The organism is Arthrobacter sp. BG3 (assembly GCF_056680185.1).
Genome location: NZ_CM155270.1, coordinates 3995595 through 4011603, shown reverse-complemented (window position 1 = coordinate 4011603; position 16009 = coordinate 3995595). Strand labels below are relative to the sequence as shown.

Annotated in this window: 12 protein-coding genes; 3 read left to right on the top strand and 9 right to left on the bottom strand. The window is 68.3% G+C overall.

Translation table 11 applies throughout. From position 1 onward, the window contains the following. A complete protein-coding gene (gene pdxT, locus AC1MFL_RS18120; protein ID WP_479811696.1) occupies positions 1-702 on the bottom strand; it encodes a pyridoxal 5'-phosphate synthase glutaminase subunit PdxT in 702 nt (233 codons plus the stop codon). A gap of 92 nt (positions 703-794) precedes the next feature. On the opposite strand from pdxT, the gene AC1MFL_RS18115 reads away from it, so the two are divergent. Further along, on the top strand, positions 795-2099 hold the full coding sequence (locus tag AC1MFL_RS18115) for a MurT ligase domain-containing protein (protein WP_479811694.1): 1305 nt from the start codon (positions 795-797) through the stop codon (positions 2097-2099). Further along, positions 2096-2920 carry a type 1 glutamine amidotransferase gene (locus tag AC1MFL_RS18110; RefSeq protein ID WP_479811692.1) on the top strand — a complete coding sequence of 275 codons (825 nt, stop codon included), beginning with the start codon at positions 2096-2098 and terminating at the stop codon, positions 2918-2920. Before AC1MFL_RS18115 ends, AC1MFL_RS18110 begins: the two co-directional genes overlap by 4 nt. Before the next feature lie 261 nt (positions 2921-3181). Here the strand turns inward: AC1MFL_RS18110 and AC1MFL_RS18105 are convergent, their stop codons facing one another. Both AC1MFL_RS18105 and AC1MFL_RS18100 read right to left on the bottom strand, forming a co-directional pair. Continuing rightward, the gene (locus tag AC1MFL_RS18105) at positions 3182-4054 is read right to left on the bottom strand and encodes an alpha/beta fold hydrolase (RefSeq protein ID WP_479811690.1); all 873 of its coding nucleotides are present in this window, start codon (positions 4052-4054) and stop codon (positions 3182-3184) included. A gap of 142 nt (positions 4055-4196) precedes the next feature. Beyond that, positions 4197-5483, bottom strand: a complete 1287-nt coding sequence (locus AC1MFL_RS18100; RefSeq protein ID WP_479811688.1) for a CapA family protein — start codon at positions 5481-5483, stop codon at positions 4197-4199. A gap of 82 nt (positions 5484-5565) precedes the next feature. Here AC1MFL_RS18100 and AC1MFL_RS18095 point away from each other — a divergent pair, with 82 nt between their 5' ends. Continuing rightward, on the top strand, positions 5566-7578 hold the full coding sequence (locus AC1MFL_RS18095) for a M3 family metallopeptidase (protein WP_479811686.1): 2013 nt from the start codon (positions 5566-5568) through the stop codon (positions 7576-7578). Between the two features lie 97 nt (positions 7579-7675). Here the strand turns inward: AC1MFL_RS18095 and pdxS are convergent, their stop codons facing one another. From pdxS to AC1MFL_RS18065, 6 genes are all read right to left on the bottom strand, one after another. Further along, positions 7676-8602 carry a pyridoxal 5'-phosphate synthase lyase subunit PdxS gene (pdxS, locus tag AC1MFL_RS18090; protein ID WP_479811684.1) on the bottom strand — a complete coding sequence of 309 codons (927 nt, stop codon included), beginning with the start codon at positions 8600-8602 and terminating at the stop codon, positions 7676-7678. A gap of 171 nt (positions 8603-8773) precedes the next feature. Beyond that, complete coding sequence (gene pgsA / locus AC1MFL_RS18085; RefSeq protein WP_479811682.1) at positions 8774-9412, bottom strand: phosphatidylinositol phosphate synthase; 639 nt, start codon at positions 9410-9412, stop codon at positions 8774-8776. Then, a complete protein-coding gene (locus tag AC1MFL_RS18080; protein WP_479811680.1) occupies positions 9402-10037 on the bottom strand; it encodes an HIT family protein in 636 nt (211 codons plus the stop codon). Before AC1MFL_RS18080 ends, pgsA begins: the two co-directional genes overlap by 11 nt. Positions 10038-10057: 20 nt before the next feature. Beyond that, positions 10058-12064, bottom strand: a complete 2007-nt coding sequence (thrS, locus tag AC1MFL_RS18075; RefSeq protein WP_479811678.1) for a threonine--tRNA ligase — start codon at positions 12062-12064, stop codon at positions 10058-10060. Positions 12065-12170: 106 nt separating this feature from the next. Further along, positions 12171-15671, bottom strand: a complete 3501-nt coding sequence (locus AC1MFL_RS18070) for a DNA polymerase III subunit alpha (protein WP_479811676.1) — start codon at positions 15669-15671, stop codon at positions 12171-12173. Then, positions 15668-16003: a DUF6504 family protein gene (locus AC1MFL_RS18065; protein ID WP_479811674.1), complete on the bottom strand. Its 336-nt coding sequence runs from the start codon at positions 16001-16003 to the stop codon at positions 15668-15670. The genes AC1MFL_RS18070 and AC1MFL_RS18065 overlap by 4 nt, the downstream gene beginning before the upstream one ends. Between the last annotated feature and the right edge of the window lie 6 nt (positions 16004-16009).

Here is a 16009-nt window from a genome sequence, read left to right as displayed (position 1 = left end):
TTACGCTTCTCCTCTGATCATTCGAATAAACAATTCATGCACGCGCTTCTCCCCCGTCACTTCCGGGTGGAAGGAGGTGGCCAGCAGCTTGCCGGAACGCACAGCTACAATTCTAGCCGTCCCGGCCAGGGCCTCGGGGTGGGACGCCCTGGACGGTTCAACCGTGGCGAGGACCTCCACACCGCCGCCGACGCGTTCCACCCAGGGTCCGCGGATGAAGACCGCATGGACCGGGGCCACGCCGTCCTCAGTGGCGCTGAAACCGAGACCCTTGAAATCGAGATCCGTCTCGAACGACTCGCGCTGCCGGCCGAAGGCGTTCCGGCGCACCGTGATGTCCAGCCCGCCGAACGTCTGCTGCGGGTTGCCGGCGAGGTCCTTCGCGGGGTCGGTGATCTCGTCGGCGAGGAGGATCATCCCGGCGCAGGAGCCGTAGACGGGCAGCCCGTCGCGGATGCGCCGGCGCAGCGGGTCGCGGAGCCCGAACGCCCTGGACAGCTTGTCGATGGTGGTCGATTCGCCGCCGGGAATGATGAGGCCGTCGAGGCCGTCGAGTTCGGACGGCCGGCGGACGCTGACGCCCGTGGCGCCGGCTGCTTCCATCGCGTGCAGGTGCTCCCGGAAGTCGCCCTGGAGGGCCAGGACACCGATCCGGAGGCCTGTTCCCACGCGGGAAGGAGGCACAGTAGAGGGGTTGGTCATCCGAACAGCATAATGCGCGGTCCGCTTCGACCGGGCACGCGGGGCCGGTTCGCGGCGGGCTTCCATGCCTCCGCTGGGATATATTACAAAGCATGTTTTACTTCAGCGTTCCGCTCGGCAAGCTCGTCCGCCGGGTCTCCCGGCTTAGGGGCGGAGGCTCGGCCCTTCCCGGGCTGGTCGTCGAGAAGATCGACCCCGGCTTCATGCGCAGGACACTCTCGACCCTGCCGCACGGCGTCGCCGTCGTCAGCGGCACGAACGGCAAAACGACCACCACCAAAATGGTGGTGGAACTGCTCGAGAGCCAGGGGCTGAAGGTCTTCACCAACCGCACCGGCAGCAACTTCACCCGCGGCGTGGCCGCCGCGCTGCTCGGCGAGGTGGACTGGCGGGGACGGTTGAACGCGGACGTCGCCGTGCTGGAACTTGATGAGGCCCACGCGGTGCACTTCGTCAACCAGGTTCCGCCGCGCTACTGCCTCCTGCTCAACGTCCTGCGGGACCAGCTGGACCGCTTTGGCGAGATCGACAAGACGGCGCAGCTGCTGCAGCACATCGCTTCCAAGACCACGGGGACCGTGGTGCTGAACCGCGAGGACCCGCGCGTCGCCCGGATCGCGGAAACGCTCGACGGTCCCGAGGTCCGCTACTTCGGCCTCGACGACTCCCTGCTCAGCACCTTCCCGAACGACGACGAGCTGCGGGCGGCCCCCGGCAGCCCGGTGCCGCCGGCTCCCGCCAGACCGCACGCCGACGTCGTGCTGCGCCGGGTGGGTGCCGCGGACGCGGACTTTGAGTACGACGGCGTCACGGCCACCACGGCGATGAAGCTCCGCGGCGTCTACAACATCTTTAACGCCGCGGCCGCGCTGACGCTGGCCCGGGCCATCGCGGTGAGGGATTCTGCCCCTGGGGAAACGGCCGTTGCGGACAACGAGGGCCTGCTGAAGGCACTGTCCCAGGTGGCGCCGGCGTTCGGACGCGGTGAAAGCCTCGTCGTTGACGGCCTGCCGCTGGACCTGGTGCTGGTGAAAAACCCCAGCGGCTTCCGCCTCGGGCTGAAGTCCTTTCCCGCCGCGGGTTACGCCACGATGATCGCGATCAACGACAATTACGCCGACGGCCGGGACATGTCCTGGCTGTGGGACGTCGAATTCGACACCCTCCGCGTGGGCGGCGTGGACCAGCTGAGCGGCTCACGCGCCTACGACATGGCGCTGCGGCTGCAGTACGACGACGTCCCGGTCGGCGCGGTGAACACCGAGATTGCGCCCGCCCTGGCCGCCTTCATCAGCGCGGCCAAGGACAAACCCAAGCGGGTCTTCTGCACCTACACAGCGATGCTGGCCATCCGCCGCGAGCTGTCCAAAATCACCACAGTGGAGGTGGTCTCATGACCCCCCAGTCCCAGGCCGGTGCGTCCGTGCCGTCCAACGAGCCCGGGCACCCCCCGCTCTCCTTCGGGCACGAGCTTCCGCCGGAGGACTCCCCCGCGCCCAGCAAGGGGACCATCCGGGTCGTGCAGCTGTACCCGCGGGACATGAACATCTACGGCGACTGGGGCAACGCGCTGGTGCTGGCACAGCGGCTGCGCTGGCATGGCTACACCCCGGAGCTGCTCGAATACAACGTCGGCGACGACTTCCCGGCGAAGGTCGACCTGATCGTCGGCGGCGGCGGACAGGACAGCGGACAGCTGGTGATCCAGGATGACCTGCTGTCGCGGGAGTCCGTCCTGAAGGAACTGGCCGAGAACGGCACGCCCATGCTGGTGATCTGCGGCCTGTACCAGCTGTTCGGGAAGTTCTTCAAGACCCGCACGGGTTCCGTCATCCCCGGGATCGGCATCCTCGATGTGGAGACGCACGGCACGGACCAGCGGCTGATCGGCAACGTGTCGATATCCTCCCCCGAATTCGGCACCGTCCTCGGCTACGAGAACCACAGCGGCCAGACCACCCTCGGTCCGGGCGTCGCGCCGCTGGGCATTACCGCCAAGGGCACGGGCAACAACAGCCACGACGGCCAGGAAGGCGCGCGCTACAAGAACATCGTGGCGAGCTACCTGCACGGCTCGCTGCTGCCGAAGAACCCGGCTCTGGCGGACTTCCTCATCCGGACCGCCGTCGAGCGCAAATACGGCAGCTTCTCCCCCGGCACCCCGGATGACACCTACGCCGTCCTGGCCCGCGAACACGCCGCCCGCCGCCCCCGCTGAGCCGGCGGTTGGTGGCTGGTCCCGGACGCGAAATCGCCGGAGGGCGGCAGAGTCGCCGGAACGTTACGGCGACCCCGCGCGCTTCCGGCGACCTCGGCGGAGGGGCTGAGCCGTTCGTTGCCCGGAAGGATACTGTACGGCCTGCTCTTCAGATCACAGGCGTGGTCGACTCCGGACTGCACGGGATCCTCGCCAAGGTCCGGGATCTGGGTGTGGTCCTGATCTCCGTGGAGGCCATCGGCCCGTCGGGGTGATGGGACCCTAGCACTCCGCCCCGGCATCACTCCCGGCCACGTTGTGGCCGCGGCCGGCGAACGCCAGCACATCCTGGGCAATGCGGCCGCTGGAGGCTGCCCGGATGTGGCCCTTGCCCTCGTACCAGATGAGGGTGCAGTCCGGGATGAGGCCGGCCGTTTCCTGGGCGACGCCGCGCGGGAAGAACTGGTCCGAGCCCCCGCAGACCAGCAGCACCGGCCGCCGGATGAGCGGCAGGACGTCCCGGGAGTTGAACGCCACTTCGCCCCGCACCTCGGTGAGGACATCCTGGGCCGGGTACTCGGATCCGCTCAGAAGCCCGCGCCTGATGGCCGGGCCGATCAGCCGCCGCAGCCACTTCAGGCGCCGGCCCGGCAGCAGATACTCGGCGAAGACCATGCCGGCCCCGTCCGTGTCCCCGGCGGCCAGGGCCTGCGCCATCCGGGAATCGACGTCCTTGCCCCAGTCGCTCAGCTCCGCCGCGGTGACCACCATGGCCATGTGGTCGAAGGATTCGGGATGCCGCGCCGCCAGATACTGGCCGATCATGCCGCCGAACGACTCCGCCACGACGATGTCCACGCGGCCGCCGAACTGATCGGCGATCAGCTGCGCGTAGTCATCCGCCATGTCGGCGACGCTGTGCCCCGGCGGCATGCCCCGGCGCCGGGTGACAATCCAGACGGAGTAGCCGGCCTGGAGAAGGGGCGTGAACTGCCGCCGGAGCACCCGGCGCAGCATCCCCTGGGGAACCGTGCTCCCGGGGCCGCCCTGGATGAAGAGGAGGGTTTTCGTGCCGTTGCCCAGGCTCAGGTAGTCCATGCCGTTCGGGAAGCTCCCGCTCCGGGTTTCCCGGTCCGCCGTCGTTACACTGCCCACGAAAGCCTCCGGTCCGGTGGTGACGGGAGCCGGCTCCTCAGGCCCCTCGCGTCACCACCACGGTATGCGCCGGTTGTTGTCAGGGCAAGATCCGCAGGTCCTCAAAGATCCCGGCCGGCTGCCCGGCGTCGTTCCGCCAAACCTAAGGATCCTTGGTGATGAGCAGCTCGTGGGCGCCCGCAGCCGCGGCCCCCATCGACTCGACCACGGTCCGGGTGCGCTGGCGGGTGGCCGCGTCGGCTGCGGCACCGGCGCAGGTGCCCTGCGGGGCGTCTGATGCCACGGAGCACCAGCGGTAGGGTCCGCGGACCATCACCGACGGCGCCCAGGCCAGGTCGGACGCGGTCCACCTCCCGGCGGCGTCCTGGCTGAACTGGGCCCTGAGCATCAGGCCCTCGTTGTTCACCACATAGTCCGGCGAGAGCTCGGTGATTCCGTTGCCCAGGCCATAGGCAATCCAGGTCCCCTTGTACTGCTCGACCGGCAGCACCGAGTGCGTGTGGTGGCCGTAGATCATGGTGAACTGGCCGCTGTCCGCGAGAGCGTGGGCGACGTTCTTCTGCTCGGCGTTGGGCGCACTGGAATACTCGTCCCCGGCGTGCATGGCGCCAAGCACAATGTCAGCACCCAGGGCACGGGCCTTTTTGGCCTTGGCGATCATGGCCTCGGGGTCCAGCATGTCCACCTGCCAGGCCGCCTCGGGGAGCTGCCCGTTCAGCCCGTACGTCGCATCGATCACGGCGATTTTCGCCCCCGCGGTCGGCAGGATCATGATGCCCCGGGCGTCCTCCTCGCTCCGGTAGGAGCCGGTGTGCTGCAGCCCGGCGGCGTCGAGCGCGTCGAGCGTGCGGAGCAGCCCTGCAGTGCCGCGGTCCAGGGTGTGGTTGCTCGCGGTGGTGCAGGCCTGGTAGCCGACCTGCTGGACAGCCGTGGTGATCTGCGGCGGAACGTTGAAGGAAGGATAGGCGGAAAAGGGTCCGCCCGGGGTGGCCACGGGTGTTTCCAGATGGCAGACCGCGAGGTCGCTCTTCTCGATGTACCGGCGCTGGCCCTCGAGGATCGGGCCGAAGTCCAGGCCCTTGGCGCCGCCGGCCAGGGCGTCGGCGCGGGCCTGCTCCCAGAGCTGGGCGTTGACCAGCATGTCCCCGGTGACCAGTACCGACGTGCACCGGACGGCCGCGCAGGCCGGACCCTTCCCCGGTGTGGGTGCAGCGGTCGGCGACGGGGTGCCCGGCGGCGACGCTGCCGCCGTCGTTCCCGGGCTCTGCGCTGCTGCCGTCCCGGAGGTGCTCCCGGTGTCCGCCGGCGACGCCGGGGCGGCGCTTTCCGGGCGGCCGCCGTTGCCGCAGGAGGCCATGGTGGCCGCGAGGGAGAGTGCCGCGGCGGCGGCGAACAGACGGCCGCGCAACGCGGGGGTGATCGTAGGCATGGCGCCCATCCTACGGTGGCCGCGGTCACAACACGCCCAGCCGACCGTTGAGACTGATCCCGTTACATGAAAGAGTTATTTCATGACCAATCCCCTGATGAGCCCCAGCCCCCTGCCTTTCGGCCTGCCGCCGTTCGCGGACATCACCGACGGGCATTACGCCGAAGCCGTGGACGCCGGCCTCGCCGAGCACCTCGCTGAAATCCAGGCAATCGTGGACACGCCGGAGCCGGCCTCCTTCGAGAACACCGCGCTGGCCATGGAGACGTCCGGGCAGCTCCTGCAGCGCGCGGCGGCGTCCTTCTTCACCCTCGTCTCGGCCGACGCCTCGGATACCATCCGCGACCTCGAAACAACGCTGTCCCCGCGTTTCTCGGCCCACCAGGACGCCGTCTACCTCAACCGGGGGCTGTTCGAGCGGTTCGCCGCGCTCAACACCGACCGCCTCGGCGCCGAATCCGCCCGTCTCGTGGACGAGTACCTCAAAGAGTTCCGCCAGTCCGGAATCCAGCTCGACGGCGCCGGCCAGGAACGGCTCAAGGCCGTCAACGCCGAACTCTCCCGGCTCGGAACGGAGTTCGGCCAGCGGGTCAAGGAAGCCATGAAGTCCGCTTCGCTGCTTCTCGACGACGCGTCAGAGCTCGCCGGGCTGCCCGCGGATGATGTTGCCAGCGCCGCGGAAGCCGCCCGCACCGCCGGCCACGGGGGCAAGTTCCTGCTCACCCTGATCCAGCCCAGCAACCAGCCCGCCCTCGCCGCCCTGGAAAACCGGGACGTGCGCCGCCGCCTGTACGAGGCGTCCATCGCCCGCGGCAGCGACGGCGGCCCGCTCGACGTCCTGGGCCTGGTCAAGCACATGGTCCGGCTCCGCGCCGAGAAAGCCACGCTGCTGGGCTTCGCCAACTACGCCGAGCTCACCGTGGACCAGCAGACCGCCCCGGACTTCGCGGCCGTGCAGACCATGATGAACCGGCTCGCGCCGGCCGCGGTCCGGAACGCCGACGCCGAGGCCGAAGCACTGGCCGAAATCGCCGGTCATCCCCTCGAGGCCTGGGACTGGGCCTTCTACTCGGCCAAGGTCAAGCGCGAACGCTACGCCGTGGACGAGCAGGCCCTGCGCCCCTACTTCGAGCTGGACCGCGTCCTCAACGACGGCGTGTTCTTCGCCGCCAACGCGCTCTACGGCATCTCCTTCCACGAACGCGCCGACCTCGCCGGCTACCACCCGGACGTGCGCGTCTGGGAGGTCCGCAACGCCGACGGGACCGAACTGGGCCTGTTCCTGGGCGACTACTACACCCGCGAATCCAAACGCGGCGGGGCCTGGATGAACTCCCTCGTGGAACAGTCCGGACTGCTCAACACCCGGCCCGTGGTGATCAACAACCTCAACATCTCCAAGCCGCCGGCCGGGGAGCCCACACTCCTGACCCTCGATGAGCTCCGCACCACGTTCCACGAGTTCGGCCATGCCCTGCACGGGCTGTTCTCCTCGGTCACATACCCGCGCTTCTCCGGCACCGCCGTGCCGCGGGACTTCGTGGAGTACCCCTCGCAGGTGAATGAAATGTGGATCATGTGGCCGGAAGTCCTCGCCAACTACGCCCGCCACCACGCCACCGGCGAAGCGCTGCCGCAGGAGGTCGTGGACAAACTCGACGCCGCCCAGCTCTGGGGCGAGGGCTTCGGCACCACCGAATACCTGGGCGCGGCCCTGCTCGACCTCGCCTGGCATGTGCTGGACCGCTCCGACGTGCCTGAGGATGTCCTGGAGTTCGAGGCCAAGGCGCTGGCCGCGGCCGGTGTGGCCCACCACCTGATCCCGCCGCGCTACCGCACCGGCTACTTCCAGCACATCTTTGCCGGCGCCGGCTACGCCGCGGGCTACTACTCCTACATCTGGAGTGAGGTGCTCGACGCCGAGACGGTGGAATGGTTCAAGGAGAACGGCGGCCTGACCCGGGCCAACGGCAACTTCTTCCGGGCCGAACTGCTCTCCCGGGGCAACAGCCGGGATCCGCTGGATTCCTTCCGCGCCTTCCGCGGCCGCGACGCGGAACTCGAACCGCTGCTCAAGCGCCGCGGCCTCGACTGAGAAACAAACAAACGACGACGGCGGCCGGCCACCTCAGGAAGGCGACCGGCCGCCGTCGTTCAATCAGGAGCGCCGTCCGGCGCCCCCAGGGCGCGAACTACCAGCCGCGCTCGGCGAGGCGGTGCGGCTGCGGGATTTCGTCCACGTTGATGCCGACCATGGCCTCGCCCAGGCCGCGGGAGGCCTTGGCGATCTCGTCCGGGTCATCGAAGAAGGTGGTCGCCTTCACGACGGCGGCGGCGCGCTGGGCCGGGTTGCCGGACTTGAAAATGCCGGAGCCGACGAAGACGCCGTCCGCGCCGAGCTGCATCATCATGGCGGCGTCGGCCGGGGTGGCGATGCCGCCGGCGGTGAACAGCACGACCGGGAGCTTGCCGGTGGCGGCAACTTCCTTGACCAGTTCGTACGGGGCCTGCAGCTCCTTGGCGGCGACGTAAAGCTCATCCTCGGCCATGCCGGCGAGCCGCTTGATCTCCGCACGGATCGAGCGCATGTGGGTGGTGGCGTTGGAGACATCGCCGGTGCCGGCCTCGCCCTTGGACCGGATCATGGCCGCGCCCTCGTTGATGCGGCGCAGGGCCTCACCCAGGTTCGTGGCGCCGCAGACGAAGGGAATCGTGAAGTTCCACTTGTCGATGTGGTTGGCGTAGTCGGCCGGGGTCAGGACCTCGGACTCGTCGATGTAGTCCACCCCGAGGGTCTGGATGACCTGGGCCTCGACGAAGTGGCCGATCCGGACCTTCGCCATGACCGGGATGGACACGGCCGCGATGATCGCCTCGATCATGTCCGGATCCGACATCCGGGACACGCCGCCCTGGGCGCGGATGTCGGCGGGAACGCGTTCCAGCGCCATGACTGCCACGGCACCGGCATCCTCGGCAATGAGGGCCTGCTCGACGTTGACGACGTCCATGATGACGCCGCCCTTGAGCATCTCCGCCATGCCGCGCTTGACGCGGTTGCTGCCCGTAACGCTCTTGGCGGACGCGCCGGCTTCGCTGCTTACATCAGGTGTAGACACAAAAACCCCTATGGGTAGATAGATGACCTCGCCGGAGCGCGGACGGCACACAAATGCCGCTTCGCACACACCGGATTACCGGATCCATTGGCCGGTAAAGCTAATACTAGTCCCCCGCTGCGACCGGGCTGAATTCCGGTTACACGCGCGGGACCCGGCGAAGCTGCGCGCTCAGGCGGCCTGTTCGGTGGCCGTACCCTCGGTCTCCCCGAGCGACTGGCGGCGCACCGTCATGATGCGCTGAATGACGGTCACGAGGCTCGCAGCGGCAAGCAGGCACAGCGTCGCGAAAAGCACCACCGTGGGCAGCCCCAGCCCGGTGAAACCGGTGACCACCAGCACTGACACGAGCCGTTCGGCGCGCTCGGCGATGCCCACGTTTGCTTCGAAGCCCAGCGCCTCGGCCTTGGCCCGGGCGTAGGACACCACCATGCCCAGGACCAGGCAGACGACGGCGGCGATCGCGATGGCGGTGTTCGCCCCTCCGGTGAAGAACCAGACCGCGACGCCGGCGAACAATGCGCCGTCGGCCACCCGGTCCAGGGTGGAATCGAGGAAGTTGCCCCAGCGGCCGCCGCCCTTTTGCATCCGTGCCATGATGCCGTCGATGACGTCGGAAAAGATGAAGGCGGTGATGAAGAGGGTTCCCCACCAGAGCTGGCCCAGCGGGTAGAACACCAGGGCACCGACCACAACGCCGGCCGTCCCGACGATGGTCACGGCATCCGGGGAGACACCGATCCGCAGCAGCCACCGGGCAAGGGGGGTAAACAGGGCGGTGAAGAAACCGCGCGCGTGCCTATTCAGCATCCGTCGCCCCGGCGGTCGCCTGCCCTGTATCCGTCGCCCCGGCGGTGGTCTGGGGCCAGGCGTCCGCCACCTGCTGGCGGACCTCGCCCAGCGTCTGCGTGATGGCCTTGGTCTGGGCGATGATCGGGAAGAAGTTTCCGTCCCCGCCCCAGCGCGGCACGACGTGCTGGTGCAGGTGCCCGGCGATCCCGGCGCCGCCGGTCACGCCCTGGTTCATTCCGAGGTTGAAGCCGGTCGGGTTGGCGACCTTGCGCAGCACCCGCATCGCCGTCTGGGTCAGCTCGGCGAATTCGGCCGTCTCCTCCACGGTGAGGTCCGTGTAGTCGGGGATGTGCCGGTAGGGGCAGACCAGCAGGTGGCCCGGGTTGTAGGGGAACAGGTTCAGCACCACGTAGCTGGTCCGTCCGCGGTAGACGATCAGTGAATCGTCGTCCTCGCGTTCCGGCGCCACGCAGAACGGGCAGTCGTCCACGTTCTTGAACTGGTGCTGCCCGCCCTTGATGTAGGCCATCCGGTGCGGGGTCCACAGGCGCTGGAACGCGTCCGGCACCCCGGCCAGGCCAAAGTCGTCGGTCACGCCGTCGTCCCCCGGATACTCCGGAACGGCCCCTGTGGTTTCCTGCATGCCTGGTTCTTCCCTGTCCGCTAGCTGGTCCGGTTGCGGACGGCGTCCACGATCCGCTGGACGGCCTCGGCCACCGGCACGCCGTTGTCCTGGCTGCCGTCACGGAAGCGGAAGGACACGGCGCCGGCTTCGGCGTCGTCACCCCCGGCAATCAGTACGAAGGGGATTTTGTCCTTGCTGGCGGTGCGGATCTTCTTCGGGAAACGGTCCGAGGAAATGTCCACCTCGGCGCGGATGCCTGCGGCCTTGAGCTGGCCGACGACGTCGAACATGTAGTCGTTGAACGCCTCCGCCACCGGCACGCCGACCACCTGGACCGGAGCCAGCCAGGCCGGGAAAGCGCCGGCGTAGTGCTCGGTCAGGACGCCCATGAAGCGTTCGATCGATCCGAACAGGGCGCGGTGGATCATAACCGGGCGCTGGCGGGTCCCGTCGGCGGCCTGGAACTCGAGTTCGAAGCGCTCGGGCAGGTTGAAGTCCAGCTGGATGGTGGACATCTGCCAGGTCCGGCCGATCGCGTCGCGGGCCTGCACCGAAATCTTCGGTCCGTAGAACGCGGCTCCGCCCGGATCCGGGACCAGGTCCAGGCCGGATCCCTCGGCGACCTCGGCGAGGGTCTGGGTGGCTTCCTCCCAGATCTCGTCCGAACCCACGGCCTTTTCCGGGTCCTTGGTGGAGAGCTCCAGGTAGAAGTCGTTCAGGCCGTAGTCCTTGAGCAGCGCGAGTACAAAGTTGAGCGTCTTGGTGAGCTCGTCCTTCATCTGATCGCGGGTGCAGTAGATGTGGGCGTCATCCTGGGTCATGCCGCGGACCCGGGTGAGGCCGTGCACGACGCCGGACTTCTCGTAGCGGTAGACGGAGCCGAATTCGAACAGCCGCAGCGGCAGTTCGCGGTAGGACCGGCCGCGGGAGCGGAAGATGAGGTTGTGCATCGGGCAGTTCATCGGCTTCAGGTAATAGTCCTGGCCGGGCTTACGGACGGTGCCGTCCTCGTTGAGCTCCGCGTCGATGTGCATCGGGGGGAACATGCCCTCCCGGTACCAGTCCAGGTGGCCGGAGACCTCGTAGAGGTGGCCCTTGGTGATGTGCGGGGTGTAGACGAACTCATAGCCGGCCTCGACGTGCCGCTGCCGGGAGTAGTCCTCCATCGCCTTGCGGATGATGCCGCCCTTGGGGTGGAAGACCGGGAGTCCGGAGCCCAGCTCGTCCGGGAAGGAGAACAGGTCCAGTTCCGCGCCAAGCTTGCGGTGGTCGCGGCGCTCGGCCTCGGCAATCCGCTCCTGGTAGGCCTTGAGGGCTTCCTTGGTGGGCCAGGCGGTGCCGTAGATGCGCTGCAGCTGCTTGTTCTTCTCGCTGCCGCGCCAGTACGCCGCGGAGGAGCGGGTGAGCGCGAAGGCGTTGGAGATCAGCTTGGTGTTGGGCAGGTGCGGGCCGCGGCACAGGTCGCACCAGACGGTCGTGCCTTCCTTGCGCTCCACGTTGTCGTAGATGCTCAGCTCGCCGCCGCCCACCTCAACGCTGGAGCCGTCGGCGTCGGAGCCGGCGCCTTTGAGGCCGATCAGTTCGAGCTTGTACGGCTCGTCCTTCATCGCCTCGCGGGCCTCGTCCTCGCTGACCACGCGGCGGACAAACTTCTGGTTCTGGTTGATGATCTTTTGCATCATCTTTTCCAGGGTCTTCAGGTCCTCCGGCGTGAACGGCTCCTCGACGTCGAAATCGAAGTAGAAGCCGTCGGTGATGTACGGGCCGATGCCGAGCTTGGCGTCGGGGCGCAGCTGCTGCACGGCCTGGGCCATGACGTGGGCGGCGGAGTGGCGCAGGACGTTGAGGCCGTCCGGGGAATCGATGGTGACGCCCTCGATCGTGGCGTCCTCGGGCAGCGGCTGGTCCAAATCCCTCAGCTCGCCGTTGACACGGGCCACTACGACGTCGCGGCGCTCAAAAAAGAGTTCCGCGCCGGTGGTCCCGGTAGCCACCTTGGTCTCTTCGCCATCGACGAGAAGGGTGATCTGCTGGGCATCTGACACGGGTGTCTCCTATTCAAGGTTAAGGCTTCGTAGCTTGTGGCGTACGGGGACCACAGCCAGCCTCGTCCATGCTATCGGTTTCTGCAGAGGCCAACCAACGCGCCACTCAGCCGCCCAGCCCGGTGATGGCGAGGTTGCGGCTGATGCCGTCCAGCGCGCCCGGCGGATCCGGTTCCCGGTCTTCCGGGATCCCGGTGGCGGGGACCGGGAACGGCAGGGTGCCGGTGCGGCTCAGGTCCCAGGCCATGCTGGCGCTGATGCTAATCCCCCTGGGACCGGTCCGCCGGGTGGTCCCCCGGATCAGCAGCAGCCGGGTGCCGAACAGCAGCGGTCCGGCCAGCTCCTGGGCCTCATGGAAGAACACCGAGTCCACACAGCCGGTGCCGTCGTCGATGCTGATGAACACCACGCGGCGGCCTCCCCGCATGGGTGGTGTCTGGGTGGCGACCCGGACTCCGGCGACCAGCACCTCGGTGCCGTTGCGCAGTCCCAGCAGCTTGTCCGCGGTGGTGACGCCGAGCCGGTCCAGCAGCGGCCGGTGGCTGGCCATCAGGTGGTCGCTGACATCCACGGCCATCAGGTCCAGCTCGGCCCGAACTGTGTCCACCAGGGTGGGTTCGGGCAGCCCCGCCTTGAGGTTCTTCAGTTCCACGTCGCCCAGCGGCAGCGACAGCTGCCCCTCGATCACGTCGGGGCCTTTGCGCTGCGGCCGGCTTTGCAGGGACTGCAGGTGATGCACGAGGTCGGCACGGTTGGCGGTCCCGCCGGCGGCCCGGTGCAGGGAGTCGAAGGCACCGAGCTGGGCCAGCCGCTGGATGCTCGGTTTGCTGAGCCGGGACCTGGCCCGCAGGTCCGCGAGCGAGTCATAGGGCTGTCCCGCCACGATCCTTTTCAGCTCGGTTCCGGAGAGACCGTAGATGCCGTTCAGGCTCAGCCGGATGCCCAGCTTGCCGCGCTCCGGGCCGGTGTCCACGCGTTCCACCCGGTACTCGGCGTGGCTCCGGTTGATGTCCAGGGGCAGGATCGGGATGCCGAGCCGGCGGGCCTCGGACACGAGGAGCCGCTTGGGATACATGCCCGGATCGTGTTCCCACAGCCCGGCGAGGAAGGCCTCCGGGTGGTGGGTCTTGAGCCATGCCGACTGGTAGGTGGGCACGGCAAAGGCGGCGCCGTGGGCTTTGCAGAACCCGAAGCTGCCGAAGGCCTTCAGCGTCCCCCAGACCTTGTCCACCACTGCGGGGCCGTAGCCACGGGCCCTGGCCTCCTTGCGGAAGAATTCCTCCACCTTTCCTTCCAGCACCTCGTTGCCGAGGGCGCGGCGGAATTCGTCGGCCCGTGCCAGCCCGCATCCGGTCATGACGTCGAAGGTCTTCAGGATCTGTTCATGGAAGACGGTGACGCCGTGCGTTTCCTTGAGCACGGGTTTGAGGTCCGGGTGCGGGTAGACCTCGGGGGCGAAGCCATGCCGGTGCTCCAGGAAGGGCCGGACCATGTCCGATTTCATCGGTCCCGGCCGGAAGAGGGAAATGTCGATGATGAGGTCGTTGAACTCCCGGGGGGCGAGTTTGCCGATGAGCTCGCGCTGCCCGGGGGATTCGATCTGGAAGCAGCCCAGGGTGTGGGTGCTGCGGATCAGCTCATAGGTGGGTTCGTCGTCGAGCGGCACGGCGTTGAGGTCGATCAGGCCGTTCCCGGCGATGTAGTCCGGCCCGGCGCCGTCCGGCCCCACCGGGTGGGCCCCCGCTGCCACAACCTCGGCCTTGGAGGGATGCAGCCGGATCACTTCGCGGACGGCGAAGGCCATGGCGCTTTGCATCCTGACGCCGAGGACATCGAGTTTGAGCATGCCCATCGGGTCCATGTCGTGTTTGTCGAACTGGCTCATCGGCAGGCCCAGTCCGCTGGGCTGCACGGGTGTACGGTCCAGCAGGGTGGCGTCCCCCAGGATGACCCCGCAGGGGTGCATGGAGATATGCCGAGGCAGCCGGTCCAGCCGTTCGGTCAGGTCCACCAGCAGGTCCAGCTGCTGGTTTTCCCCGACACCACGCTGCCCCACCCTGCCGGCGAACTCCTTCAGCTCAGGCTTTTCCTCAAGGGCCTCGCGGAAGTTCCGGGCCGAGAAACGCCACAGCTGCTTGGCGATGTCCCCGATTTCGCCCTCCTCCATGCCGAGCGCCAGGCCGGCGTCGCGCACGGCACCGCGAGCGCGGTAGCCGTTTTGCATGCTCATCAGCGTGACGCGCTCGGAGCCGAAGCGCTCAAAGATCTTCCGGTATACGTTGTGCCGTTCGGCGCTTTCGACGTCGATGTCGATGTCCGGCAGGGTGGCCCGGTCCCGGGAGAGGAAGCGCTCGAAGATGAGGTCGTGCTGCAGCGGGTTCACCTGGCTGACGTCGATCAGGTAGTTGACCAGGCTGGAGGCCCCCGAGCCGCGGGCCGCCGCCCTTACCCCCATGTCCAGGATCATCCGGGAAACTTCCGCCACGGTCAGGAAGTACGCGGCGAAGCCCAGGCTGTCGATGATCCGCAGCTCGTGGCCCAGCCGCGAGCGCAGCTCCTCCGCGGGCTTGCCGGTGATCCCCGGGAACCGCCTGCTGATGCCAGCTTCGCAGCGCTGGGTGAGTTCAACGAGGGCGTCCCCGGCGATGCCGATCACCGAGGCTTCCGGCACTACGGGCTGTTTCCAGCCCATGTCCGTCACCGGATCGATGCGGCAACGGTCCGCGAGCGCCTCGGTCTGCGCCATCAGGCTTTTGAGGTCGGCGGCGCCGTATCCGGCGGCGTGCATGATCTCCTTGCCCAGCTGGAGCATCTGTGCCGCGGATTTGAGCCAGCCCTGCCCGTTGGGCTGGAGCAGCGGGGCGGCGGAGAGTTCGGGGAGCGATTTCAGGGTGCGGGCGGAATCCAGCACGTCCGCGGTGGCGGCCCCGTCCTCCGCGACATACCGCACGGCATTGCTCAGCACGGCCGGAACCCCGTGTTCAGCGGCGAGCTTGAGCATCCGCACCGCGTGGGCGGTGCTGAGCGGCTCCCCGGGCGGGCTGAGCTGGCTGACCACCTCGGCGGCGATGGTTCCGGGCGGCATGGTGTCGAGCCAGCGTTTGAACAGGGTGCGGGGGCGCAGGTAGCGCCTTCCTCCCATGGCCCGTCCGACGTCGGAGTCCGGGCCGACCAGCACGGTCAGCACCGGTTGGTGGGTTTCCGGGTGCAGGGTGCGGGAGGCCAGTTCGGCCCGGGTAACGGCCACGGGCACCGCTCCCCCGGCCTTGCCCGTGGTGCGGGCATGCGCATCGGAGATCAGCCGGCACAGCGCCCGGTAGCCGGCGCCGTTGTTGTGCCCGTGGGCCAGCACGACGACGCGTCCCCCCACCTGGGTGCGGAGGTCGCCGTCGTCGTCAAAGACCGCCAGGTCCACCCCGACGATGGGGTCCAGCCCCGCGGCCATGCAGGCCAACAGGTGCTTGACCGTGCCGTAGAGGCCGTCGCGGTCCGTGCAGGCGAGCGCCGTTGCCCCGTCCGCGGCCGCGGCGGCCGCCAGCTCCTCCGGCCAGGAGACACCGTAGTGGGCACTGAAGGCGGTGGAGACGTGGAGATGGGTGAAGCTCATGCTGATTCGGGCTTCCGGACTGGAAGCAGGGCGTCATGGATCCGCAGCAGCCGCCAGCGCCCGCTGCCCACATGCCGGGTGAGGTCAAGGGTGAGGAGGCTTTCCAGGTTGGAGGAATCCGCCGGGCGCACCTGGACCCGCCAGATCTCATGGTCCACCAGCCCGGGGCCGCTGCCCAGCGGCGCCCGCTGTTCTTCCGCCCACCATTGGCGCCGCTCGTACCAGCGCACCGGTTCCGCACAGACGGTGTAGTGGCGGCCGGCCCAGTCGAGCTCCAGCGGCTGGCCGGAAGGTGAGCAGACGACGTCCACCGACTCGCTGAACATGCCCATCGTGCC